At 46.6% G+C, this 22465-nt stretch carries 29 protein-coding genes and 1 riboswitch; of the genes, 4 read left to right on the top strand and 25 right to left on the bottom strand.

All coding sequences use genetic code 11. The features are described 5' to 3' along the window. Nucleotides 1-23: 23 nt before the first annotated feature. The 14 genes from CEG13_RS19050 to CEG13_RS03625 form a co-directional block, all read right to left on the bottom strand. Nucleotides 24-107: a hypothetical protein gene (locus tag CEG13_RS19050; RefSeq protein ID WP_239984567.1), complete on the bottom strand. Its 84-nt coding sequence runs from the start codon at nucleotides 105-107 to the stop codon at nucleotides 24-26. 86 nt (nucleotides 108-193) lie between these two features. Next, a complete protein-coding gene (gene csrA / locus CEG13_RS03685; RefSeq protein WP_100010421.1) occupies nucleotides 194-427 on the bottom strand; it encodes a carbon storage regulator CsrA in 234 nt (77 codons plus the stop codon). 2 nt (nucleotides 428-429) lie between these two features. Then, nucleotides 430-840 carry a flagellar assembly protein FliW gene (gene fliW, locus CEG13_RS03680; RefSeq protein WP_338032999.1) on the bottom strand — a complete coding sequence of 137 codons (411 nt, stop codon included), beginning with the start codon at nucleotides 838-840 and terminating at the stop codon, nucleotides 430-432. A 53-nt stretch (nucleotides 841-893) separates the two neighbouring features. Then, on the bottom strand, nucleotides 894-1457 hold the full coding sequence (locus tag CEG13_RS03675) for a DUF6470 family protein (protein WP_100010418.1): 564 nt from the start codon (nucleotides 1455-1457) through the stop codon (nucleotides 894-896). Between the two features lie 82 nt (nucleotides 1458-1539). After that, the gene (flgL, locus tag CEG13_RS03670; protein WP_100010417.1) at nucleotides 1540-2415 is read right to left on the bottom strand and encodes a flagellar hook-associated protein FlgL; all 876 of its coding nucleotides are present in this window, start codon (nucleotides 2413-2415) and stop codon (nucleotides 1540-1542) included. A 6-nt stretch (nucleotides 2416-2421) separates the two neighbouring features. Continuing rightward, nucleotides 2422-3909: a flagellar hook-associated protein FlgK gene (gene flgK / locus CEG13_RS03665; protein ID WP_100010415.1), complete on the bottom strand. Its 1488-nt coding sequence runs from the start codon at nucleotides 3907-3909 to the stop codon at nucleotides 2422-2424. A gap of 19 nt (nucleotides 3910-3928) precedes the next feature. Beyond that, on the bottom strand, nucleotides 3929-4417 hold the full coding sequence (locus CEG13_RS03660; RefSeq protein WP_100010414.1) for a flagellar protein FlgN: 489 nt from the start codon (nucleotides 4415-4417) through the stop codon (nucleotides 3929-3931). A gap of 29 nt (nucleotides 4418-4446) precedes the next feature. Beyond that, a complete protein-coding gene (gene flgM / locus CEG13_RS03655; RefSeq protein ID WP_100010412.1) occupies nucleotides 4447-4710 on the bottom strand; it encodes a flagellar biosynthesis anti-sigma factor FlgM in 264 nt (87 codons plus the stop codon). A gap of 104 nt (nucleotides 4711-4814) precedes the next feature. After that, nucleotides 4815-5231 carry a TIGR03826 family flagellar region protein gene (locus CEG13_RS03650; protein ID WP_100010411.1) on the bottom strand — a complete coding sequence of 139 codons (417 nt, stop codon included), beginning with the start codon at nucleotides 5229-5231 and terminating at the stop codon, nucleotides 4815-4817. A gap of 36 nt (nucleotides 5232-5267) precedes the next feature. Beyond that, on the bottom strand, nucleotides 5268-5942 hold the full coding sequence (locus tag CEG13_RS03645) for a ComF family protein (protein WP_100010410.1): 675 nt from the start codon (nucleotides 5940-5942) through the stop codon (nucleotides 5268-5270). A 1-nt stretch (nucleotide 5943) separates the two neighbouring features. Next, entirely contained in the window at nucleotides 5944-7446 is a 1503-nt protein-coding gene (locus CEG13_RS03640; RefSeq protein WP_239984553.1) for an ATP-dependent helicase ComFA, read from the bottom strand. Continuing rightward, the gene (locus CEG13_RS03635) at nucleotides 7421-8263 is read right to left on the bottom strand and encodes a DegV family protein (RefSeq protein WP_100010409.1); all 843 of its coding nucleotides are present in this window, start codon (nucleotides 8261-8263) and stop codon (nucleotides 7421-7423) included. The genes CEG13_RS03640 and CEG13_RS03635 overlap by 26 nt, the downstream gene beginning before the upstream one ends. 390 nt (nucleotides 8264-8653) lie before the next feature. Then, nucleotides 8654-9346 (bottom strand): response regulator, encoded by a 693-nt coding sequence (locus CEG13_RS03630; RefSeq protein ID WP_100010408.1) that lies wholly within the window; start codon nucleotides 9344-9346, stop codon nucleotides 8654-8656. A 100-nt stretch (nucleotides 9347-9446) separates the two neighbouring features. Continuing rightward, complete coding sequence (locus CEG13_RS03625) at nucleotides 9447-10598, bottom strand: sensor histidine kinase (protein WP_100010406.1); 1152 nt, start codon at nucleotides 10596-10598, stop codon at nucleotides 9447-9449. Between the two features lie 141 nt (nucleotides 10599-10739). Between CEG13_RS03625 and CEG13_RS03620 the strand changes: the two genes are divergently transcribed. Further along, complete coding sequence (locus CEG13_RS03620; RefSeq protein ID WP_100010405.1) at nucleotides 10740-11387, top strand: YigZ family protein; 648 nt, start codon at nucleotides 10740-10742, stop codon at nucleotides 11385-11387. Between the two features lie 270 nt (nucleotides 11388-11657). On the opposite strand, the gene nagB is transcribed toward CEG13_RS03620, so the two are convergent. Beyond that, nucleotides 11658-12383, bottom strand: coding sequence for a glucosamine-6-phosphate deaminase (gene nagB / locus CEG13_RS03615; RefSeq protein WP_100010403.1), 726 nt, complete (start codon nucleotides 12381-12383; stop codon nucleotides 11658-11660). Nucleotides 12384-12387: 4 nt separating this feature from the next. Continuing rightward, nucleotides 12388-13563 (bottom strand): N-acetylglucosamine-6-phosphate deacetylase, encoded by a 1176-nt coding sequence (gene nagA, locus CEG13_RS03610; RefSeq protein WP_100010402.1) that lies wholly within the window; start codon nucleotides 13561-13563, stop codon nucleotides 12388-12390. A gap of 295 nt (nucleotides 13564-13858) precedes the next feature. Between nagA and CEG13_RS03605 the strand changes: the two genes are divergently transcribed. Continuing rightward, nucleotides 13859-14587, top strand: a complete 729-nt coding sequence (locus CEG13_RS03605; protein ID WP_100010400.1) for a GntR family transcriptional regulator — start codon at nucleotides 13859-13861, stop codon at nucleotides 14585-14587. Nucleotides 14588-14656: 69 nt separating this feature from the next. On the opposite strand, the gene CEG13_RS18870 is transcribed toward CEG13_RS03605, so the two are convergent. The 9 genes from CEG13_RS18870 to CEG13_RS03570 form a co-directional block, all read right to left on the bottom strand. Continuing rightward, complete coding sequence (locus CEG13_RS18870) at nucleotides 14657-14815, bottom strand: hypothetical protein (protein WP_192869509.1); 159 nt, start codon at nucleotides 14813-14815, stop codon at nucleotides 14657-14659. A 136-nt stretch (nucleotides 14816-14951) separates the two neighbouring features. Next, nucleotides 14952-15461, bottom strand: a complete 510-nt coding sequence (locus CEG13_RS03600; protein ID WP_100010399.1) for a VanZ family protein — start codon at nucleotides 15459-15461, stop codon at nucleotides 14952-14954. 602 nt (nucleotides 15462-16063) lie between these two features. After that, the gene (locus CEG13_RS03595) at nucleotides 16064-16387 is read right to left on the bottom strand and encodes a helix-turn-helix domain-containing protein (protein ID WP_100010397.1); all 324 of its coding nucleotides are present in this window, start codon (nucleotides 16385-16387) and stop codon (nucleotides 16064-16066) included. A 69-nt stretch (nucleotides 16388-16456) separates the two neighbouring features. Continuing rightward, entirely contained in the window at nucleotides 16457-16594 is a 138-nt protein-coding gene (gene sinI, locus CEG13_RS18570) for a DNA-binding anti-repressor SinI (protein ID WP_143469650.1), read from the bottom strand. Between the two features lie 20 nt (nucleotides 16595-16614). After that, nucleotides 16615-16698, bottom strand: a riboswitch (cyclic di-GMP riboswitch). A 121-nt stretch (nucleotides 16699-16819) separates the two neighbouring features. After that, complete coding sequence (locus CEG13_RS03590; RefSeq protein WP_158234641.1) at nucleotides 16820-17494, bottom strand: LPXTG cell wall anchor domain-containing protein; 675 nt, start codon at nucleotides 17492-17494, stop codon at nucleotides 16820-16822. Between the two features lie 39 nt (nucleotides 17495-17533). Continuing rightward, nucleotides 17534-18112: a signal peptidase I SipW gene (gene sipW / locus CEG13_RS03585; RefSeq protein ID WP_100010393.1), complete on the bottom strand. Its 579-nt coding sequence runs from the start codon at nucleotides 18110-18112 to the stop codon at nucleotides 17534-17536. After that, nucleotides 18109-19014, bottom strand: coding sequence for an amyloid fiber anchoring/assembly protein TapA (gene tapA / locus CEG13_RS03580; protein ID WP_100010392.1), 906 nt, complete (start codon nucleotides 19012-19014; stop codon nucleotides 18109-18111). Before tapA ends, sipW begins: the two co-directional genes overlap by 4 nt. 117 nt (nucleotides 19015-19131) lie before the next feature. Beyond that, entirely contained in the window at nucleotides 19132-19698 is a 567-nt protein-coding gene (locus CEG13_RS03575; protein WP_100010391.1) for a TasA family protein, read from the bottom strand. Nucleotides 19699-19801: 103 nt separating this feature from the next. Further along, nucleotides 19802-20377: a TasA family protein gene (locus tag CEG13_RS03570; protein WP_100010389.1), complete on the bottom strand. Its 576-nt coding sequence runs from the start codon at nucleotides 20375-20377 to the stop codon at nucleotides 19802-19804. A gap of 431 nt (nucleotides 20378-20808) precedes the next feature. Here CEG13_RS03570 and CEG13_RS03565 point away from each other — a divergent pair, with 431 nt between their 5' ends. Next, complete coding sequence (locus tag CEG13_RS03565; protein ID WP_100010388.1) at nucleotides 20809-21399, top strand: class D sortase; 591 nt, start codon at nucleotides 20809-20811, stop codon at nucleotides 21397-21399. Between the two features lie 110 nt (nucleotides 21400-21509). Beyond that, nucleotides 21510-22454: an LCP family glycopolymer transferase gene (locus CEG13_RS03560; protein ID WP_100010387.1), complete on the top strand. Its 945-nt coding sequence runs from the start codon at nucleotides 21510-21512 to the stop codon at nucleotides 22452-22454. The last annotated feature ends 11 nt before the right edge of the window (nucleotides 22455-22465 follow it).

Genomic DNA, 22465 nt, shown 5'->3' with positions numbered 1-22465 from the left:
CCTTTTACACTCCATGAGAATGCTCATAAATTCCGCCACTTCCGCATACATATCAAGCATTTTATTTGGGGTATTTCCTTAATCGCTTCATCCGTATCTGTATTAATAACCGATACATAATATCTGGCCGGCTTTTCCTTTTATATCGGATAAACTACCGGGCTTATAAAGTTTTTTCTGCAAACTTAAATGATCAGGATTCCTTATCCGCCGAACCATTCAACAGTTGCAGAAGTTCAGATGGAGTGTTGGCCGCGGCATTGTTCTGCTCCTGGATATCCAGGTAAATTTCTTTTCGGTGAATGTCAACGGATTTTGGAGCATCGATCCCCAGTTTGATTTGATCCCCTTCAATAGCGAGCACTTTAATCTCAACGTCTTCACCGATTTGGATGGCTTCATTGCGCTTTCTTGTGAGTACAAGCATGCTTATTCTCCTTTCACCTTTGCCACTTCAGGGGTGATCGGAGCCTTAGATGCAAGCTCATCCTGATTCAGTATGTATTGTTTGCCAAGTCTGCGGTTTGGGTTAATCAGGATCGGTGCCTTGAGGTTAATCGTGCTTGCCGCAAATGGATTCTTCAGGGTCACGATGGTCAGGACCACAACATCCTCACGTTTGTTGATTTCCAGAATTTCCGCCATCGTATCGTCCAGATCAAAGGCGTAATCCGGGTAGAGATCAAACGGATGGAGGACGATAAAAGCAACGTCCACTGTCTGAACGGATTGCAGAACCTGAAAAAGCTGATTGTCCGGCAGATCAAGCAGGACAAAAGCTGTTTCCTCTTTAAAACCGGGAATCCCTGCAGGAAACTGTATGATTTTGCTTGCGTCCATCTCCAGTTCTCCTAAATATTTCGTTTGTATGTGCATTGACTTGAACTTCCTTTCTATGCAAACAAATTAGTGAACGTAATATCCAATTCAGCCTGCTGTTTCAGGCTCGTTTCCACCGATCCCGGATAATAGTTGTGCACTGGCTGCTGTTGCTTGGCGTCAATTACCGGTGGGTTTGTTTGCACATCGATCTCCACCTCAGCTGGCTGATAGTCCGTTTTCACAGCAAAAGGCGACGGGATAAATGTGATGCCAAGCGCTTTCTTCCCGTCATAGGCGTTGGCCGTCGCCTGGGAAGCGAGCGGATTGCCGCCATTTTCTATCTGCATCAGTTCTGTACCCTGCTGCGCCCGCCTTGCGATTCCCGCCGACCAATCTGCTTTTGCCTCGTCGACAAATTTTTCATTCAAACGGAAAACATGCATAAGATTCATATCTTCCCATGCTTGCGTCTGATCAATCTGCAGCCGCCCGGGCGTTGTCTGAATCGATACCTCGGCTTGCGGCTGGCGAATGGTCAACTCCGCCTCTGGCTGGCGGATCTCCTGTCTGGCCGGCGTGGTCCGGATCTGAATCCTCGCCAGCTGGGATTCGATCCGGATTTGCGGTAGCTTCATCTCCCATCTCCCCCACTTTCATTCCAGAGCCTTTTCATGCGCATCGCCAGATAGCCTATTTATCCTAAGCAAGAGCTCTAGCTTACCTGAGAAAATCCATCAAAGACGGCTGAATAATCCGCGAGCCCGCAGACAATGCGGCGCGGTGCAGGCTCTCCTGAGTCATTAATTCCATAATTGCTTTTGAATAGTCCACATCTTCATTTTCTGACATGGTCCGGGTGGCAATGATCTCTTGTTCACTGAGGCGGTTTTCCACCAATTCCAGCCGGTTCATCCGCGCTCCCAGTTCTGCTCTTGTATTGATCGTCGCATTAATATTTTCATCGATTGCTTCCAAACTTCCTTCAATTGCGTTCCGATCATTTTCGCCAAGTCCCGTAATAAACTGGTCAATCCGTGTGAAGAATTCCTGGCTGAACACATCATCTGGGTTAACGCTTGCCTGAAGTGTCGTACCTTGAGCTACTGCTATCTCTACAGGCTGTGTCTCACCATCGCGGAGGATCGTGCCATCATCAGCCACCGGACGGCTGTTTGTATCGGTTCCGTTGAAAATGTATTTATCATTTACCTGTGTGTTGGCGATTTCTACTAAATGTTCTTTCAATTCCATTGCTTCTTCCTGTATGTTCAGTCGTTCCTCTGCATCATATGTATCATTGCTGGCCTGTACTGCCAGTTCACGCAGCCGTTGCAATCCTTGCGTTGTTTTATCGAGGGCAGCATCGGAATTATCCATCCAATTATGCAGCTCACTGGTATTCCGCATGTACTGCTCCACCTGTTTGACCTCGGTGCGGTAATCCATTCCCTTCATCGCAATCACCGGATCATCGGAAGGGCGGGTGATCTTTTTCCCCGTGCTCAGCTGTTCCATGTACTGGTTCATACGCTGATTGCTGCTGGCTAAATTCTGCAGCATATTATTGGTAAGCATTCCCTGTGTTACTCTCATCTCCCGTTACCTCCCGACTAATCCCATATTATTAATGACCCGGTCCAGCAATTCATCGGTCGCCGTCATCGTCCTGGCCGCGGCGTTATACGCGTGCTGAAATTTGATCATATTAGACATCTCCTCATCAAGAGAAACGCTACTTACAGACATACGCTGATTTTCCACCTGGGACCGGAGCATGCCTGTATTGTCTGCCATCCGGTTCGCCTCTTGTGCCTGCACGCCAAGTGATCCAATTACACCCTCGTAAAAGTCCTTGACCGAGCTGTTATCCAATCCATCAAGATCTTCATCAAACACTTGGGCGAGCTCTAGGGCATTTTGTCCATCACCCATATTGCCATTAAGGCTGGCAGCAATTTGGTCAGGCTCTTCCAGGGCAACCTCAATCGCTCCTGCTGCACCGCTCACCTCACCTATTTCCGAGAAGAAATTCACACCAGTACTGCCATCAAGTCCTGTTCCTTCCCGGTGTACCTCATTAAAAGCATCCACAAAAGATTTCGCCGCCTGATCCAGACTTGAGAGCACAGAAGTAAATTCTCCTTCCACATCACCATTAAACGTATGGCCATATGCCTCTATGAGCCCGGAAAGTGAGCCATTTGCGTCCTTAAATGGAAGCGATACACCGCCTGCTGTAATATCAGAAATTACTTCTACTCCATCAACGGTTTCGGTTACCGCTTCATCAAACTGCTGCACTTCCCCGCTGATCCCGTCCAAGAGGGTCAGTGAAGCACCGTTTTCCCCGACAACTGTAATTGTCACCACTCCAGCGGCCATTTCCGAAGTTGCATGGGAATTATCATAAGAAGTAGAGATCGGCATGATATTTGATAATTCATCAATCAAATTGTCCCTTCGATCATACAAATCATTTGTCAGATACCCGTGTGTTTCCGAATGCTTCACCTGCACATTGATTTCCTGAATTTGCGTCAAGAGAGAATTAGCATTGTTAAGTTTTGTATCAATTTCCGTCTTCAAATCCCCGCGGATCGTGTTCAGGGACTGGGACAAATACTGGAACGTCTCCGCCAGCGCCTGTCCCCGCTGCAGCACAACTGAGCGTGCCCCCGAGTTTTCCGGATTCACGGAAAGATCCTGCAACGATTGCCAGAGTTGATCCATGGAATGAGAAAGTCCGGCTTCTGATGGCTCATTCAGCACATTTTCCATCCTGCGTAGAGCATCTGCTTTTGTCTCCCAAAACCCAGCCTTCGAGTTTTCACTGCGAAATTGACCGTCCAGGTATTCATTGCGGATCCGCTCCACAGCCCCGACCTGTACACCTGTTCCAATCTGCCCGGGTATCTCCGGTCGGTTCCGGGAAGCCCCGGGGAATGGAATATTGGTCTCAAAATTAACACGCTGCCGGGAATAGCCCTCCGTATTGGCATTGGAAATATTGTGTCCCGTTGTATGTAAGGCTGCTTGCTGGGCAAAGAGTGCCTGCTTGGCCATTTCCAATCCATAAAATGTACTCATGTCCTGCCTCCTCTAATAGTTACGCCCGGGAATCAAAAAGGGAGCGGCTGGACGATGTGCCCTCCTGCTTTTGTTTTCCATAGTTCAAATTCTGAATCGACGGCTGCAATGTCTGCAGTGACAGCTGAACAAATTGCATCGATTGATCAATCAAGGACCGGTTCAGCTGCTCCTGCTGTTTTAATTCCGTAATTTTATTTGTGAGGGCAGCAGTCACATCAGCAAGCTCCTGCTGCCTGTCTTCTTCTGCCAATTCCAGAATATCTGTAATGGTGGCATTTTCCAGGTGTGGCGCATGCTCGGCCGTCCATGCGGCTGTTGCCTTTTGTCTGTTTGCCTCCGCGTTTTCCACGGCCTGAATGATTTGCCGCTCTTTAACGAGCACAGTCTGCAGTTTTTCCGCAGATCCCTCTTTGAGGACCGCTGTTTTCTCCCGGGAGTTATTTACCAAGGCTTCATGTGCCTCGACCAGCTCGGCCAGTGACCGGGTTATTGCCTGAATAGACATGGTTTCCTCCTTTAGATGCGTTTGGCTGTTTATTGTTTCCTCCAGAAATCAATCATCTTCTGTGCCGTTTGCTCATGATTTACCTTATATTCTCCTCTATCTACAGCCTGCTTGATTTCCTGAACATGGGCAGTCCGCTCTGCACTAGCCTTTCCGTTCTCCTGCAGCTTTTTTGCCTCGCTCGATATCTCCAGTTTGTCTTCATGGCTCTTCGCCTGCTTATGTTCCGCCTGCTGCTGCAGCTGCTGTTTATATGGATGAAAATTCGATTGGTTTGGCCCGTTGATTTTCATTAAGCCTTCACCCCTTCCAGTAATGCATTATCTATGGTTCATTTCCGTTATGATGTCCTGTTTCTTCTATTATCGGCTATTCCTTTACCGATTTAAAGGGAAAATTAACTTTTCTCCTGATCTCTCATGACATAGTAGGTATGGCGGCGCTTTTCCTGCTCTTTTTTTCGCTTTTCGCTTACTTCATAGCGTTCTAGATCCTCTCTTAATTCCTCTGTACATTTGTAGCAGAGTTTTCCGGAAACAATTGGCGTATCACATTTTTCACATGGATAAGAAAGTTTGGGAAACTGTGATGGCTGTAGTCTTTTTTCTTTTAAAAATTTGATAAGCAGTTTCTCCTCCACTCCGGTGGCCTCCACAATCTCCGGAATGGTTGCCTCCCTGTTCTTGCGGATGGTCAAAAATTGGTACACGGTCTGGTAAGCGTCTTCTTCTGACTTTTGACAGTCATGACAAATATCTCTCGTATGTTTAACAAAAACCACGTCGCAACGGGTACAATTTGCTAGCTCAGCCAATGATGATTCCTCCTTGATGTACCAGCCTCGCTCCAGCTATCCCCTTATAAGCGTGAACGCATAGACAGCTGGACAGCCTAAGGCATGCAGCAGTGCTCCTGCATGCCTCAATGTCGTGCCGGTTGTATAAATATCATCGACAAGAACAACTGGTTTGTGAAGTGCTTTTTCGAGGACAAATGGATTTTCCGTTAAAATCCGTTCCTCTCGCGTTTTTTTTGACTGCTTTTCTCCGTGCAGCCGAGTGAGCACCTCTTCTGTCTCCAACGGCAAAAACGATGCCAGCATTTTTGCTTGGTTAAACCCGCGCTCCTGCAGCCGTTCCTCGCTTAAGGGAATTGGCACTGCGATGGCTTCCTCGGAAAAATTCCAATCGGCGAACGCAGTCTTTACATGCTGCTTAAATGCGTGGCCAAGATGATAATCCCCGCGGTATTTCCATTTGGCAATCATTTCTTTCATCCGTGCGTTATAGGAGAATACCGAGTAATTCTGTGCTAAAGTTTCTTTAGGCATACGCTCCTCCCACCAGCTGCAGTCACGACAAACGGCATCTGAGCCCACTTTGCTGCAGCGCGGACAGCGTTTGCCGTGAATCCGCTCCATTTCCTCCTCACATCCAGGGCATAAGGAACGCTTTGGGGAAAGCTGCACAAGGGTAGCCCAGTTTACTTCCGGCATAATCGCTTCCTGGCACCACAAACATTCCATCTCATATCCCTCCCCGGTGATTCATTTTCCGAATCGCTTCTTTCGCCTGAACCATCGCATCTGTCTTTCCTTCATGGAAAAAGACTACCTCGCCTGTCGGATCATCCGGACTTCTGCCGGCTCGTCCGGCAATTTGCACAAGCGCTGCTTCATCAAAAACTTCATGTCCGGCATCCAATACGGCAACATCGACAGAAGGAAAAGTAACGCCCCGCTCCAGTATCGTCGTTGTTATCAGGATATGAAGCTGTTTGTCCCGGAATTGCTGCACTTTTTCTTCACGATCCGGATCAGCGGCATGCACGGCGGTCAGCTGATCCGGTGATGAAATAGTTCTTTCCTTTAGAAAAAACTGTGTGAGCGGTTCTTGCAAGTTTTCTGCCATTGATACAGCTGGAACAAAAATCAGCAGCTGTCGTTTTTTCGTTTCTCTTGCTTCGGTCCATTTTTGAAAGGCTTGCGGGAGGATGGCGTTTTTTAAATCGCGTTTCAGCGAAAAGGAAATGTTCAGTTTGGGGACAGGAAGCGGGTGTCCATGAAATCGGACAGGAACAAAGATATGCGGCAGATTTCTCCGGTTTATCCGTTTGCGGTGATTTTTTCTAGGGGTGGCGGTCAGGTAGATCGTGGTGCTCGCTGAGGTCTTTGCCCGCTCGGCAGCAAACGGCAGGGAAGGATCAGCATGATAGGGGAAAGCATCAATTTCGTCGATTACCATCACATCAAAAGCGTCCTGATAGCGGAGCAGCTGATGCGTGGTAGCCAGAATGAGCTGGGCACTCCCTGCTTTATTCTCACTGCCTCCATATAAGCCTTCCACCTCGACGTCTTGGTAGGCACGGCGGATGCGGGGCAGCAGTTCACGGACGACATCCGCCCGCGGTGTGGCGATGCAGATTCGCCTGCCGAGCTTGAGTGCTTTTGTGATGCCTGGAAAAAGCATTTCCGTTTTTCCGGCACCGCACACAGCCCAGCATAATAGCTCTTTCTCTTGTCCTGCAATAGCTTCAGCAATCCGGTCCGCTGCCCGCTGCTGCAGGTGTGTCAGTGCCCCTTCCCAGGTGCAGGGATCTGCATGCGCCGGCCAAACCGGCTTTTCACCTGTCCAATAGTAAAGCGGCTGACAGGCCATCACCCGGCCCATCTCTATGCACTTTCTGCAGTATAAATGGGTGGAAAGACAAATTTCACAGGGGATCAGGGCAAATAGTGACTTCTTTTTATTTCCGCAGCGCTGGCATTGGTGGGAAAAGGCTTTTGTGAGAATTGATGCGGTGGGCGCGATAAGCTTTTGCTCTAGGAATCGCTGAAAGGTTTTTTCATCCAGAGGGAACTCTTCACGAAGCAGCAGTTTTCCTGAAAGCAGCCGGGAAATTGCTTCATTGCTGGGAGCGTCTGTCGTGGATGAGGTTGGATGGGGTTGCAATTGTTTCACTCCTTTTGGGGTAAAGCTGCGGCAGATGCCGCAGCATTTAGCATTATTCCTTATACCAGGTAATGCCAACAGCACCTTCCCCTAAATGGGTACCGATCACAGGGCCGAAATAACTGACAGATGCATCATGGGACGGGTATCTTTTCAGAAAGGTATCTTTCAGCTCCACCGCAGCCTGTTCATTATTGGCATGGATGAACGAAACGACCAGCTTGTCCCCTTTTTGCGCATCTTCCTCCAGCAAACTGAAAATGCGGTTGAGCGCTTTTTTGCGGGTGCGGATTTTTTCAAATGGAACAATCACTTTATCAACGAAATGCAGGATCGGCTTCACCTTCAGCATGCTTCCCACCAGCGCTTGAGCCCCGTTCAACCGGCCGCCGCGATGCAGATTGGTGAGATTATCCACCATGAAATAAGCGCGGATCGTTTGCTTCATCTCATCAAGCCGCTGAACAATCTCCTCCGCCGAGCGGTTTTCTTTGGCCATCCGTGCAGCCTCCAGCACATAAAAGCCCTGCCCCATCGCACTCAGTTCCGAATCATAAGGATATACTTCAATTCCTTCTACCGTTTCTCCGGCAGCTACCATGGTTTGATACGTGCCGCTGATTCCGCTCGACAAATGAATCGAGACCACTGCATCATATTCCTTGGCCAGCTCTTCCAGTTTACTTGTCATATAGCCAATGGATGGCTGGGAGCTTTTCGGAAAATGCTCGGATTCTTTTAATTTCCGGTAGAATTCCTCCGTCGTTATTTCGATTTCTTCTTCATAGGAATCATCGCCAAACACGACACTCAGCGGCAGCATGTGAATGCCATGTTTTTCCCGTTCCGCAGTCGGGATGTAAGCCGTACTATCCGTCATTACAGCAACCTTCATGAATACCTTCTCCTCTTCCATGTAATGATTTATGTTTAATAGGATCATTGTCTAGGCTTATTTTACATTAACCTGCCGGAAATTGCATTACTGAATGTGATTTTGATAAGAGGGAAAACTTCCGGTCGAGAGTGAGAACTTCCGCCCGAGAGCAAAAACTTCCGCCCGTGAGAGAAAACTTCCGCCCGTGAGAGGAAACTTCCGCCCGTGAGAGGAAACTTCCGCCCGTGAGCAGAAACTTCCGCCCGTGAGAGAAAACTTCCGCCCGGGAGCAAAAATTTCCGCCCGAGAGGGAAAGCTTCCGCCTGAGGCTATAAATCTGCCATACACTTTCAAAAATACCCTGACACCACCAGGCATCAGGGTAAATATAAATGTCTTATTCTCGTACTATACAACTTCCACCCAGCCTTTTTTGATTGCTGCCACAACAGCCTGGGTGCGGTCCGTGCAGTTCATTTTCTGCAAAATATTGCTGACATGGTTTTTTACCGTTTTTTCACTAATATACAGCGACTCTGCCACGGCGCGGTTGCTCTTTCCGTCCGCCAGCAGCTGCAGTACCTGGCTTTCGCGTTTCGTCAGGATGTGCAGCGGTCTGCGGTACTCCACTTTATTCTCCGCGATGCCGGTGATATTTTCTTTCGACAGCCGACGGTATTCCTGGACAAGATTATGAGTGACTTTAGGATGCAGATACGAACCTCCTTCATGGACAACTTTAATCGCCTCGATCAGCGCGTCCGAGTCCATTTCTTTCAAGAGGTAACCTTGTGCACCTGTTTGCAGCGCATGTGATACATAGCTCTCATCATCATGGATGGATAATATGATGACACGCGCATCAGGGAAAAATCGCACCAGGTCCTTTGTCGCCTGCACACCATTCATGTTCGGCATATTGATGTCCATTAAAACAACATCCGGCTTATGCTGCTTTACCAGCCTTGCCGCTTCACTTCCGTCTTCCCCTTCAGCCACCGTTTTAAAAGAAGGCTCAAAATCCAGGATGCGCTTGACACCTTCCCGGAATAACTTGTGATCATCAATTAACACAATTCGGATTGGTTTTTCTGTTCTCATCTTGTGCTCCTCCTAAGTCTGTGTCGCTTTGTTCTATTACCATTTAATTATGAAAGATGATCGTTCATTTCTCTCTATGTCGGTTTGAAACTGCGATTCGTTAAGCATTTTCCAGCTTGGCATTGTAAGGAACCCTGATCATAATCGTTGTGCCCTTGTTCAATCTGGAATCAATGCTCATTTCCCCTTCCAGGAGCTCCACCCGTTCACGCATACCGATTAAGCCAAACGATTTATCTTTTTTCTCTGCCGGATCAAACCCCTTTCCATTATCCCTTACAACTACGGTAATATAATCGCACCGAATTTCCAGTTTTACTTTGATCAAGGATGCATTCGCATGCTTCAGTGCATTTTGAATTGATTCTTGGATCAGCCGAAAAAAGGCAATTTCATAGTTTTGATTCACCCGCTTATCTTCTCCGATAGAAGTAAACTCTAATGTGGTATCACTATAGTCGGATATGGTGGCAACATAACGTTTGATGGTAGGGACGAGTCCCAGATCATCGAGTGCCATTGGCCGCAAATCATAAATAATTCGCCGGACTTCATAAAGAGAGGATCGGATCATTTTCCGTATATCCCGTATTTCGAGCAAGGCCTGCTCGATGTCCTTTTCCCGGAATGACCGGTCGATGAGTTCCGAGCGAAGAAGGATATTGGCAAGCATTTGCGCTGGCCCATCATGGATTTCCCGGGAAATTTTTCGCCGCTCCTCTTCCTGTGCTTCAATAATTTTCAGCCCAAATTCTTGTTTCTCTTTTGCATCAGCAATAATTTCATTAACCTGGCGAAAATCATCATGCAAGTAGTTAAGGATTACTGCGATTTTACCAGCAAGCCCTTCTGCCCGCTCAATCGTCTGACTGAGGGTGATCAGCCTTCTTTCCAGGTAGTCCCGTTTTTCCCGGAGCGATTTTTCCTCCTGTTGCAGCATGGCCAGTTTTGTCTGCATCTCATGGGTATTTTCATAAACATCGCGAATCTCGTCTTCTTTGTATCTGTCAAAATACCTGCTGACCTCAGCCAGCCGCTGCCGGGAATAGCGCACCTTCTGCTCCAGCTGTTCTCCGTTTTCTATGTGCCGGAGGACCTGTACTTTCGTCTCCTGCAATTCTTGCACCAGCTGTTCGTGTTCCTTGCGCGCTTCCTCACTGATATGGAAGATTTCATCCTTCGAGTTCTCCACAACCTCGATCATTTCATCAATAATGTAGTCGAGCGCTTTCTCGTTCAGCTTCTGTGCCATTTTCTTCCACCAACCTATGTAATAATTATACGCAATAATGCGACCGTTTAATAGGGTCTTTCCTCTCAGATAATGCAAATTCTATCGTTATTTTATCCTCTATTATATACTAAAATGGTGGATATAGGAGAGTGAATTTACATGTTAAAAAAATATTTCACCGTAAAACAGGAAGGAAACGATGAACAGATCATCCAAAAGTCCCGATTTATCGGATATGTCAGGCGGACTGAAACAGAAGAAGCGGCCCAGCAATTCATCCAGGAAATCAAGAAAAAACACCCGAATGCCAATCATAACTGTTCCGCCTATATGATCGGCGAAAATGATCAGATCCAAAAAGCAAATGACGACGGAGAGCCCAGCGGTACGGCTGGGGTGCCGATGCTAGAAGTACTGAAGAAACAGGGACTGAAAGATACGGCAATTGTTGTGACGAGATATTTTGGAGGAATCAAACTCGGCGCCGGTGGACTGATCCGTGCTTACGGCAGCACCACCTCACAGGCCATTCGTACTACTGGAATTGTCAAACGCGAGCTGATGCAAGGATTTTCTGTTACTATTGACTACACCCTGCTAGGTAAACTGGAAAATGAAATCCGCAATTCTCTGCATATATTGGATGAAATCCTTTATATGGAAAATGTGGAAATGATTGTTTATGTAAAAATGGATGAGACAAAACCATTTCGGGAGTGGATCACAGATCTCACCAGCGGTCAGGCTGAAATTGCCGAGGTGAAACAGGTTTATGTGGAGACGGAAGTGGAGTCGACGGTAGATTGAAGGGGTGTTTGGAGACGAGCGGACCGGAGTGGTACGGCGAGCGGGCAGCCGCTCTGTGGAGGCTGCAGAAATATTGTTGTTAAGCTCTTATCAAGAGAAATTCAGCATTCGGTTCGTGAACTTCAGCTGTCTGTCCCGGGGGTCAGCCAGCAGCGGAGCGAGATTAACATTTGCTCGCTTCTGGTTGATTTAGCCTCGATTCCGGTTGATTCCCTGCCGCTCAAGTTGACATGCTGCCGACGCTGCTCGCCCCCGTCTCAGCATTACCGCCTACACCTCACCAAGCGCCGCTTCATCAGCAATCAACGTAACTTGCGGATGCTGCTGGAGCACCGATGCCGGGAAACCCTCGGAAATCTCGCCATTCACGAACCTGGCAACTGCTTCAGTTTTCTGTTTGCCGGAAACGAGCAATAAGATGGCCTTACTTTCCATGATGGTTTCTATCCCCATGGTGATCGCTTGCGTTGGCACATCCTCCAATGAAGGGAAAAACCTGGCATTTGCCTCTCTGGTAGAAGCAGCAAGATCTACGACATGAGTTCTGCTGGCAAAAGAAACCCCTGGCTCATTAAAGCCAATATGGCCATTTAATCCGATTCCCAATATTTGCAGGTCGATACCGTTTGCCTGCTGAATCTGTGCTTCATAATTTCTGCATTCCTGCTCCAGATCAGCCGCCGAACCATTCGGCAGGTTCGCCTTCTCAGCCGAAATATCGATGTGGTTGAACAGTTTTTCCTGCATGTAATAATGATAGCTGTTCCGATCATCGTTTTCGAGACCGACATATTCATCCAGATTAAAGGTTGTGGTTTGCTCGAATGACACTTTCTTCTGCCGATATTTTTCGATCAGCTGCTTATATAATCCTTCCGGGGTCGAGCCGGTAGCAAGACCCAGCACCGGTGCGTCCTGCCGGTGGATATTGTTTATCACGTGGGAGCAAGCCTTTTCGCTCATCTCTTGGTAGTCTTTTACTTTTATAATGTCCATTTGCTTACCTCCTGTCATGCGCGACCATACCGCGGCAAATCGTTGTCTTTACTGTTAAGTCATCCTCCACCAACAAAATATCTGCATCTTTTCCCGGTGTGATGCTTCCCTTTTCTGCAAATACACCCAGCTGTTTGGCCGGATTCATCGAGGCCATGGCAATGATGTCCTGTATAGATCCGCCTGCAATATCCAGCATGAGTTTGGCGGCATCTTCCATTTTCAAAATACTGCCCGCCAGTGTTCCGTCTTCCAGCACGGCACGGTCCTCTGTCACCATTACCGGCTGTCCGCCCAGTTCATAATCACCGGCAGAGAGGCATTTCGCACGCATTGCATCCGTAATCAGGATCAGGCGCTCCTTGCCGACATTCTGATAAATCAGCTCCAGCATCTCCCTTGAGACATGAATGCCGTCAGCAATCAGTTCTGCACGCAGTTCATTCAGCTGAAAAGCAGCACCGACAGCTCCGATATCGCGGTGGTGGATACCGTTCATCGCATTGCACAGATGGGTGAGCTGCCCCACCCCATGGGCCACAGCCTGTTTCATTCCGGCAAAATCAGCATCCGTATGTCCTGCCGAAACATTGACACCTGACGCTTTCAGCTGACGGATAAATTCACCATCTGCATCATGCTCCGGCGCCATGGTAATCGTCCTGATTTTATTTCCGGACAATTCCTGCCATTTGTTAAACAGCGCCAAATCCGGTTTTGTGATGTAAGCAGCCGGCTGTGCACCAGCCTTGCTTTTTTCCACAAACGGTCCTTCGAGATGGATGCCAAGGATGTCCGCCTGCCCAGGTTTATTGGAATAATCAGCAACTGTCTGCAAAGCCTTTTCAATATTCTCATGGGACTGCGTAATCGTCGTTGCCAAAAAACTGGTTGTCCCTTCCTGTGGCAACACCTCCGCCACCCTATCCAAGGCCTCTTCTGTCGCATCCATCACATCTGCCCCATTTGCGCCATGGATATGACCGTCGATAAAACCGGGAATGGCATTAAGATTTTTCCCGTCAAGCCGAGGAGTATGTGCTGGCACCTTTGGGCTGACCGATTCTTGCTCCCCTGCAGCGATAATTTTTCCGTTCTCCACATAAATCGCGCCGTTAGGAATAATTTCATTTTCTGTGTAGACCGTGATATTTTTTATATATAAGGATGCATTGCTCATTCTACTTCACCCTTCCTCTTTTCTGCTGTTTAAACGTAGTATATCAAATACTAGTTGTCTATACCACTATATAGGTCTATACATGGGGAGGAGACTCTGGTAAAATTTAATAAAGTGAAACTTCATTCAGTGGGGTTTTTGCTTCTCCCCACTGAATGTTAGTTGAACCAATCGGGCTTTTACAGGCAGTTATCCCCACCTAAAATATTCAGCGGTCCAACCTATTTTTGAAGTGGTGGATTTACTGCCTGTTAACCTGCGATAAAAACAAACGACATGAAGAAAGGGCAATTTGATGGTTAATAAACAATCTCCTTTGCCAATTTATTACCAGCTGGCAGAGGAAATTAAACAATTGATTAGATCCGGTGAGCTTGCTCCAGGAGATCTGTTGCCATCGGAACGGGAATATGCGGAAAAATACAATATCAGCAGGATGACCGTCCGCCAGGCGATTAATAATTTGGTGACAGAGGGCTTGATCTACCGGCAAAAAGGCCGCGGCACCTTCATAGCCGACAGGAAATTTGAGCAAAATCTGGCAGGACTGACCAGCTTTAGTGAGGATATGAAAAAGCGCGGACTGACTCCTTCCAGCAAGCTTCTAAGTTTTCAGCTGATCGAGCCGGACGAAGCGACTTTAGAGAATCTTTCCCTAGGTGCGAACGAAAAGGTGTATGAGATTGTCCGAATACGCATGGCAAGTGATCTCCCTGTTGCTGTGGAAACAAGCTATATTCCCTGGAAGGTCGCCGGTGATTTGCAGGAAGCAGACTGGCCCGATTCTTTTTACCAATTCATTGAAGAAAAGCTCGGACTGACCATTGCCTATGGCGATCAGACGATTGAGGCAGTCCTGGCCAGTGACTTCGAAATCAGCCACCTAAACATTGAACAGGGGTCCCCTGTTTTGCTGATGCAGCGAATCACCCATTTGCATGATGAGCCAAAAACGCCGCTGGAATATGTCAAATCCGCCTACCGGGCTGATAAATACAAATTCAGGATGCGAATGAACCGGTGAATGCGGATTTCCTTTCCAAGTAAAAAGCTAGCGCCTATTCCCCGGCACTAGCTTTTATTTTGCTTACCTTTACTTGATAATATTCTGTAAATCTTTTCGCTCTCCTGATCCGCCAGTCAATTCTTTTACAAGCATCTGAATAAGTTCCTGAGAAGACTGGATCTTAGAGCTTTCCGTATCACTGATCACTTTCTGCAAGATATTTTTATAACGCTCCTGCTCTCCCATTAAACTCCCACCTTTTTTAAGTCGCACCGTTTCACCAGATATGCGTACTATAGCATATTCGAAAGAAAAATATTGTCGAATACTGTCGTAATAGAACATTTTTTAATATATTGCTTGCTATTATACCATGAATCTATCATTTTGGCTGGGTATTTTGTCGGGTTTTTGGCGTTTTCCACCGTTGGAACAGCCATAAACAGCCCACAGCTGCAATTGCTCCAACGCTATCCAGTATAATATCGCCAACATACGGTGTCCGGTTTGGTGTAAAGCCTTGATGAATTTCATCTGTAATAGCATATGCAACTGTTCCAAAAAAGGAAATCACAAGGCTTGTCCTCATGTGAAACGAGGTGGTTTTCCGCAGCGCCAAAAAAAAGAAGCAGCAGAGAACGAAAAACACCCCGACATGCGCTCCCTTCCGGATAAAAAATTCCAGGAACCCGGCGACACCCTGGGCAGCGACACTGACTTCCGATCCGTTATAGGAAAAAGTTATGCCGGCAAGAAATGGTTCCAAAAAAGAAAGGTCCAGGAAGTTTCCCAGCAGTGGGCGGATATCCTGATTTTCATAAGGCTGGGCCGAAGAATAAAAAATAATTCCCATCCAGCCGATCGGCAGCAGCCAGTACAGCCATTTTCCCAATAATATCCCTCTTTTTCTAAGGATGTTTTCTAAAAGAATTTTTTATCACAATATATAAACCGCGACGAAAACCAATGGGGTTTATGATCGCCGCTGCGGAAATACCCCTCGCTTTCCGCGGGCGTCTGGTGAGCCTCCTCGCGCTGTCGCGCTGCGGGGTCTCACCTATGACTATGATCCCGCAGGAGTCTCGGGGTATTTCCTCCGCTACAGGTATGCTCTTTAATTCATCAACAGCTAACTACTTTGTTGATGGTTGATTGGAGCGGAGGGCATCCGACTCCTGCGGGAAGAAAAGCCTAGGTGAGACCCTGAAGTGCGCCAGCACAAGGGGGCTCGGCAGCTTCCCGCGGAAAGCGGATGCCCAGAGCGGAAATCAACGCGCACTCTGCTGCAGAAATTTTTGCAACAAATTGTAGGTTAAGTCACATTTTCCCATCAACTACGAAATAAATAAGCAACAAAACTTACGAAAAGACCCTATCTTAAATTACATCATTCCTATTATAACTGCTGGCAGTGGAAAATCCAGCCCTGTTGAACGAACGGCAGTTTACAATAAAAAATTCAGACACAGAAAAACCGCCAGCAGTGCTGAACGGTTATTGCTGATTTCGCCATTTATAAAATTCCAGATATTCCCTGAATTGGTCTTTGGACACACCGGAATTCATCGCTTCTTTTACAATGGTCATCCACTCATCATCCAAGCTTTCTATGGGGACGGAATTCTCTTCCTGTATAAGCTCATTTACAGATACGCCCAGCACATTGCTGATCTTCTCAATAAATTGGATGGATGGATTAGTCTGGAGGTTTCGTTCAATCGAACTCAGGTATGATTTTGCTACATTTGCTTTTTCAGCCAACTCGGAAAGGGACATTTTTTTATCCTGACGCAACTCTTTTATTTTTTCGCCGATCAAGCACGCTCACCTTCTTTCCCCGTGATTATAACATAAAACGGGTAAAAGGTTCTATATAAAGCACGTTTTTTAGCCACTCTTTTCCGCTTCCGCTTCTACCTGCAGGAATTGACGGACCTCCTCTGTCGTCATACCGATAATTTTAGCCTCTGCTATAAGCACTGCCCACTCATAATCAATTGCGGCGTCTTTTATCGTTTTCTCCATCTTCCGTCCCCCATTTTTGTCCAGGAAACCCGGCCGTCTTGGCGTTAAGCTTTAGACCCGTGATTTTGCGTCCTTATTTTTCAATAAGTTTGCCTTTGACTGGGACTATATTCTTAGTACTGGTTCTATCATACTATAAAATGCAAATTTTTTGTATAGATTGTTTTGTCGGTTTGCTTCTATTTTTGTTATGCGAAGGCACTACTTTTGTCGGTGGGCAAAAACCTAGCGTTCATTGACTGTTGTTGGGTTGATCTTTTTGACAAGCTTGCGGTAAATAAATAGCCCCGCTCCGCTAAAGAGAAGCAACAATCCGATCAGCAGATAGTTAAACATGTTACTGGCGGTATCAGGGAGGATGGATCCTCCTGCCGCTCCTTCGCCCCTGCTTCCACTACCGACAACACCGGAAGCTACTGCTTCATCTGTGTCTTGCTGCTGCCCTGCAGTCGAGAAGATCAGGGCAAACCTGGCACTCAATCCTTGGAAGTCATTGTCTAGATGCTCCGGGAAGCGAACGGTGAACTGCAATTCTTCTTCCGTGAATGAAGTTAATGATCTTGGTGCAAGTTCCTGGAAGTCAGCAAGTTTTCCACTGAATAGTTCCTGTTCTCCCCCCCTCACTTCCAGCAATAATTCGTTAAAAAGTTTGTTCGCTTTGCTTTCATTTCTTAACGAAACCACATAATCAAATGCACTTGACCCATTGTTTTGGATAACTACTGTTCTTGGGGCCCAGTCTCCCGGCTTCATATTCGCCACATCGAACAGGACACCCTGAGGTTCTATTTGAATATCTATCTCGTTTCCTTCCTCTGCAGCTGTAGGCCACGAAAAACCGAGAGAAAATAAGAAAACTGCGATTCCGGCTATTATAAGTCTTGCGCTTTTATGCATCATAAGCATCGTCTCCAATACGACGTAAAATTTCCAGGCCGCTTACTTCGCTTCTGCCGTTTCTTTTTGATTGCTTTTTTCCAGCTCATTTAGCGTCTTCCAGATGCTGATAACCGAATAGCCAAACATCAGGATTCCCGGTAAAATCAGAAGCATTGCACTACCCTCAGGCGACTGGGCAAAACTGCTGATATACCCGGCATATGGCAGGGTGAAACCGGTGTAGACCCCCACTACATTTTCGGCAAGCACTGGGGCACTGTCTACCGTGTCATTGTTGTCCCCTTTGGTCGTATAAATCACTCCGCTCCCAGTTTCTCTTACTTCTGTAATTCGGTGGGTAACAAGTTTATTTTCATCTTCCATGAAGGTAATTACATCGCCTGGCTGAAAGGATCCGCGTTCTTCCCCGGCAACGGATTTGACCGCGATGAGGGATCCTGTCTGAATGCCTGGCTCCATCGAACCGGAAAGCACGGTCTTCAGTTTATAGCCGAATACTTCCGGTTCACCGTCTGAGATCTTTGTATAAACTACCATGACCGCAACACTTACAAGCAGCACAACCAGCACGCTTGATACTACGCTATTTACCCTTTTTAAGACCTTTTGTTTCTTCACTCCTTCGCCCCCTTTCCGTCACTAATTTGTTTGTCCCCTGCTTCTGTTTCCGTTCGATCTGTTTTCTCTTCGGCTGCCGCTTTGTCGGCTTCACTCTGGGTATCCGCTTCTGTTATGCTGTCTTGCTGCTTCTCTTCAGAATTCTCCTCCTTCTCTTCTGTGGAAGGAGAGGTCTTTTTTTGCGTAGTTTCTGGTAGTGCTTCATCTTTTTTATCTTCGTTTTTTACTTCTACATCTTCCTCTCCTTCTTGTTTCGCGGGTTCTTTATTCTGTTCTTTTTCTTTTCTATCCATGTCTTTATTTTCTTCATCAGTGTCAGCTTTTTTCTTTGCGTGCGGGCTCTCCTCTTTGCTGTCCGGCTTTTGCCCTGAGCTGCAGTCTACGCGGATTTTTTCACTCCAGATTTTCTTATCCCCTTTATGGTCCTCATGCTGGTAGGCTAAAAAAACATACCTTCCAGGTTTCTCAGCATAAAAGGTGAGCTCGGTTATTTCTCCGCTCGCAAGCGCTTTGATAGTGCCTTCCCCTTCGCCGAGTTTCTGCTTCTCGCCTTTTTCCGGATTACCATTTTCTGCATAAAAGACTTCATAAGTGCTGTCTTCTGTCATGTCTCTTTCCACGATATTTTTAATCCCTGCCTTGATGGTGATCGGTTTGCAGGAATCAATGTTCTGGTTGCCTTTCCCGGTAAATATCAGAATGCCCCTGGGGTCCCCTTCTTCCTCCCAATGACCCACTTCCAGCAATCCGTTTGCCTGTCTGGCATCCGTAAATTGGGCTGATGTATGGTTGACCAGATAGGTTGTGGAAAAGATGATTAAATACCAGATCATCACCACTTTTCCGATCAGCAGAAACCACTGAAACCGGGACTTATATTTTCTTAACCTGCTCTGTCTCATGAGTATCTCCACCTTTGGTTAGAGGGGTTTTTTAGGTTAAACAGTTATATGTATTGTAAGAGCAAAGACAAGAAGATCCCTTGCTCCACGACGGCAATCTGGAAGGAAGCGGGATAGCTATTTCCCGCTAACTGTTGTTTTTCCCTCCCGTTGTTCTGCTGTGAACTCCCAAAACAGCCTTAGTGCATCTCCCTGGAAATGATTCTGGTTTTCGTTATTTTCGATAAAGGTGAAATGGACGGAAAATTCCTCCGATTTATTCCCGGCAGTAAACGACTCCAAAACGAGTGCTGGGTTATCCTTCAATTCGGAGAGCTGTTTCTCAAAAATTACTTCTTCGCTTCCTTTCGTCCGCAATTCAACCAGAATATGGTCGCCCAGGTCGCTATCTCCGTTATTCTCATGCTTATCCACTACTTCATAAGAAGAAGCAAGTACAACCTCTCCCATATCGACGGTCCCATCATTGGTAAGTGTAAAGTCACCCTTCACGGTGTCACCCGGCACGATACCATCGACTTCAATAATCGTTTCCTTGTTCAGGCCCAGATCCAGCACCCCTGCCGCAAACGTATTGGCCGCTGTTTCGGAATCACTAAAATAGGCATACGTCCCGCCGCCCATCAGGCATAAACCCAGCACAGCGGTTGCCACAAAGCAAAGAATCTTATTTTTAATGCTCAATTGCATCCCCTCCTTACCATTCTGCAGTTTAACCTTTAAGTATTTGGGCTGATGAATGATATGTAGAGGGAGAAGTGTTCTCCCCCTCTCTTATCTGCTTGGCTTATTTTAGTGTCCCCTCTGTTTGATGTGCCTCCAGTTCAAACGCCACATCCAAATTGGCTCCCTGCAGGTTGTTTTGATCTTGCCCATTGTCTTCAAAGGTGATTTTGATGGTAACCCAATCCTCCGTACCATTTGGAATTCCTTGCGCATCAACTATGAAATCAAACCATATCGGAAAACCAGGCGTTATATCTGTGTCCTTGATTTGAGCCAATTCAGCAACTGTATACCCGCTCAATTCATCAATTACAGTAAGATCACTTGCCAGAAAGTCAACTTTCAAATGGTTGGCAAATTCTTCCGTGCCAGTGAACGAGGTGTTCATTAGCACTTTGGATATATTTAGTGATCCTTCATTAGTCATTTTAAACGACCTGATCATAGTGTCTCCCGGCTTTAAGTTATCAATATCAAAGGCGATTGTCGGGTCCACTCCCAAATCCAGTGTTCCTGCTGCAAATGTGTTATCAACGGTTTCCGCATCACTAAAATAAGCAAACGTTCCCCCACCGACTAAACTCAACCCCAATATTGCTGTTGCTACACCCATTCCTAATTTCTTTTTAATTCCCATGTCTGTTTCCTCCTCATTTTTTAATTCAACTTATCGCTGCCGTTCTCTGTGATGTTTTGTACGATTTCTGTTTCATCAGGTTGCTTTTTCCCTGTCATAGCTCTTGTCCTATGGAACGACCTAACCAGCTACACAGCGATATCCTCCTTTCATTTATGTACATTCGTTATAAAGAAACACAGTAGACCAACGCTCTTGTATCTTTTCTATCACAAATAGCGTTATTCATAGTTCTTTGTTCCTAATAACGAACAACTACTTGCAGTATAATCTATTGCTCATCAGACGCAAAACCCGAAAATCAGTGTTTTATTCTTTATTAAGAACTATTTCCTTTCGTTTTCTTTCATTTACTTGCGTTTACTAACAATTACATTTTTTATAAAATTTCTTTGTGTGTTATAATGAACAAAACAATCGGGAGGTCTTCAATGAAAGCAATTGCTTATTTGCTAATGGCTGCCGGGGCTATGTTCTTATTATATGGTGGTTATCAATTAGTCCAATCCAATTATGCACAGAATCAGAGTCTTTCCGAAGCCAGAACATTAGTGGAAAAAGGTACTGTTGGGGAAAAGAATCAACATGTTTCCGCCACATCAGCAAAAATATACAAGCCAGCCTCCGGGCAAACTGCAGGCATTTTACATATTCCGAAATTAGATGCCGTCCTGCCAATTATTGAGGGAACCAATGAAGACGAATTGGCAAAAGGAGTCGGACATTACAGCGGCACCGCCTTCCCAAAGGAAGGGGAGCAAATTGTGCTGTCCGGGCACCGCGACACGGTATTTCGCCGTATGGGAGAACTGAAGCTTGGTGATCTGTTGACAATAAAGATGCCTTACGGGGAATTTACCTATAAAATTACTGATACAGCGATCGTGGATGCGGATGATCGCTCTGTCATTGCACCTAAAGGTAAGGAAGTACTGACACTAACGACTTGCTATCCATTTTCCTTTATAGGAAATGCACCTGAGCGTTATATCATCACTGCACTTCCGCAAACAGAAAATTAACGTTTCTTCCATAGACGGATTCTTTAAAATCCGGTATAATCTACCTATACATGACAAAATTTGCGAACTTTATAGTTATATAGATAATAAGCAGGCAGGGGAGAATACGTGTGAATTCGAGAGTGAACAAAAGAAAACATAAAAAACGGCGCAAATGGCCATATTGGATAGGCGGAATATTTCTCGGGTTAATTTTACTGACCGGTAGTTATCTCTGGTATCTGTATGACCAGGTCGGGGATACGGTTACTACGATGCATGAACCACTGGAAAGGGACACAAACCCGGAACGCCAGGAGCAAATCAGCCAGATTTTTACGGAAAAAGAATCCATCAATGTCCTGCTTTTAGGTGTGGATGAACGCGAAGGTGACAGCGGACGCTCCGATACGATGATACTCTTATCTGCCAATCCGAACACCAACTCACTGAAAATGGTGAGCATCCCCCGGGATACGTATGTCAATATTCCCGGCTACGGAATGGATAAAATCAACCATGCCTATGCATTTGGTGGTGTCGGGTTGTCTGTGCAGACAGTGGAGGAAGCATTCGATATACCGGTCCATTTTTATGCCCGGGTGAATATGCAAGGCTTTGAACAAGGAATTGCGGCGCTCGGCGGAGTGACCGTCACGAATGACACGGCCTTCACCCAGGGAGGAATCGAGTTCCCTGCCGGTGAGATTCACTTAAACGGTCAGGAAGCCCTGGAATATATTCGCATGCGAAAAGAAGACCCGCGTGGAGACCTGGGACGAAACGAACGGCAGCGTGAAGTGGTTACTGCCGCGATGGATAAGGCCGCGAGTTTCTCCAGCATCACCCGTGTCGGGGAAATCTTGGGCATTCTTGGCGAAAATGTGACGACCAATTTAGATCAAGGCCAAATGCAGACATTGTTTCTCAACTACCGCGGCATTATGAGCAATGTGGACACAATGGAGATCTCAGGCAGCGGCCAGATAATCAATGGTATTTGGTATCTGATCGTGCCGGATGAAGAGTTCCAGCGAATTACCAATGCAATTAATGAACATATGGAAGCAAGATAGCGCTGACCGGC

It is taken from the genome of Lentibacillus sediminis, from assembly GCF_002763455.1.
In the GTDB taxonomy this organism is placed as follows: domain Bacteria; phylum Bacillota; class Bacilli; order Bacillales; family Amphibacillaceae; genus Lentibacillus_D; species Lentibacillus_D sediminis_A.
The sequence above is the reverse complement of the archived record's forward strand: the minus strand, read 5'-3'. Positions and strand labels throughout refer to the sequence as shown.

What these genes read in the sequence shown, in the direction of transcription:
- csrA (WP_100010421.1), bottom strand. Translation starts at nt 427, where the DNA reads ATGCTTGTACTCACAAGAAAGCGCAATGAAGCCATCCAAATCGGTGAA.
- fliW (WP_338032999.1), bottom strand. Translation starts at nt 840, where the DNA reads ATGGACGCAAGCAAAATCATACAGTTTCCTGCAGGGATTCCCGGTTTT.
- CEG13_RS03675 (WP_100010418.1), bottom strand. Translation starts at nt 1,457, where the DNA reads ATGAAGCTACCGCAAATCCGGATCGAATCCCAGCTGGCGAGGATTCAG.
- flgL (WP_100010417.1), bottom strand. Translation starts at nt 2,415, where the DNA reads ATGAGAGTAACACAGGGAATGCTTACCAATAATATGCTGCAGAATTTA.
- flgK (WP_100010415.1), bottom strand. Translation starts at nt 3,909, where the DNA reads ATGAGTACATTTTATGGATTGGAAATGGCCAAGCAGGCACTCTTTGCC.
- CEG13_RS03660 (WP_100010414.1), bottom strand. Translation starts at nt 4,417, where the DNA reads ATGTCTATTCAGGCAATAACCCGGTCACTGGCCGAGCTGGTCGAGGCA.
- flgM (WP_100010412.1), bottom strand. Translation starts at nt 4,710, where the DNA reads ATGAAAATCAACGGGCCAAACCAATCGAATTTTCATCCATATAAACAG.
- CEG13_RS03645 (WP_100010410.1), bottom strand. Translation starts at nt 5,942, where the DNA reads ATGGAATGTTTGTGGTGCCAGGAAGCGATTATGCCGGAAGTAAACTGG.
- CEG13_RS03635 (WP_100010409.1), bottom strand. Translation starts at nt 8,263, where the DNA reads ATGAAGGTTGCTGTAATGACGGATAGTACGGCTTACATCCCGACTGCG.
- CEG13_RS03630 (WP_100010408.1), bottom strand. Translation starts at nt 9,346, where the DNA reads ATGAGAACAGAAAAACCAATCCGAATTGTGTTAATTGATGATCACAAG.
- CEG13_RS03625 (WP_100010406.1), bottom strand. Translation starts at nt 10,598, where the DNA reads ATGGCACAGAAGCTGAACGAGAAAGCGCTCGACTACATTATTGATGAA.
- CEG13_RS03620 (WP_100010405.1), top strand. Translation starts at nt 10,740, where the DNA reads ATGTTAAAAAAATATTTCACCGTAAAACAGGAAGGAAACGATGAACAG.
- nagB (WP_100010403.1), bottom strand. Translation starts at nt 12,383, where the DNA reads ATGGACATTATAAAAGTAAAAGACTACCAAGAGATGAGCGAAAAGGCT.
- nagA (WP_100010402.1), bottom strand. Translation starts at nt 13,563, where the DNA reads ATGAGCAATGCATCCTTATATATAAAAAATATCACGGTCTACACAGAA.
- CEG13_RS03605 (WP_100010400.1), top strand. Translation starts at nt 13,859, where the DNA reads ATGGTTAATAAACAATCTCCTTTGCCAATTTATTACCAGCTGGCAGAG.
- CEG13_RS18870 (WP_192869509.1), bottom strand. Translation starts at nt 14,815, where the DNA reads ATGGGAGAGCAGGAGCGTTATAAAAATATCTTGCAGAAAGTGATCAGT.
- sinI (WP_143469650.1), bottom strand. Translation starts at nt 16,594, where the DNA reads ATGGAGAAAACGATAAAAGACGCCGCAATTGATTATGAGTGGGCAGTG.
- CEG13_RS03590 (WP_158234641.1), bottom strand. Translation starts at nt 17,494, where the DNA reads ATGATGCATAAAAGCGCAAGACTTATAATAGCCGGAATCGCAGTTTTC.
- tapA (WP_100010392.1), bottom strand. Translation starts at nt 19,014, where the DNA reads ATGAGACAGAGCAGGTTAAGAAAATATAAGTCCCGGTTTCAGTGGTTT.
- CEG13_RS03570 (WP_100010389.1), bottom strand. Translation starts at nt 20,377, where the DNA reads ATGGGAATTAAAAAGAAATTAGGAATGGGTGTAGCAACAGCAATATTG.
- CEG13_RS03565 (WP_100010388.1), top strand. Translation starts at nt 20,809, where the DNA reads ATGAAAGCAATTGCTTATTTGCTAATGGCTGCCGGGGCTATGTTCTTA.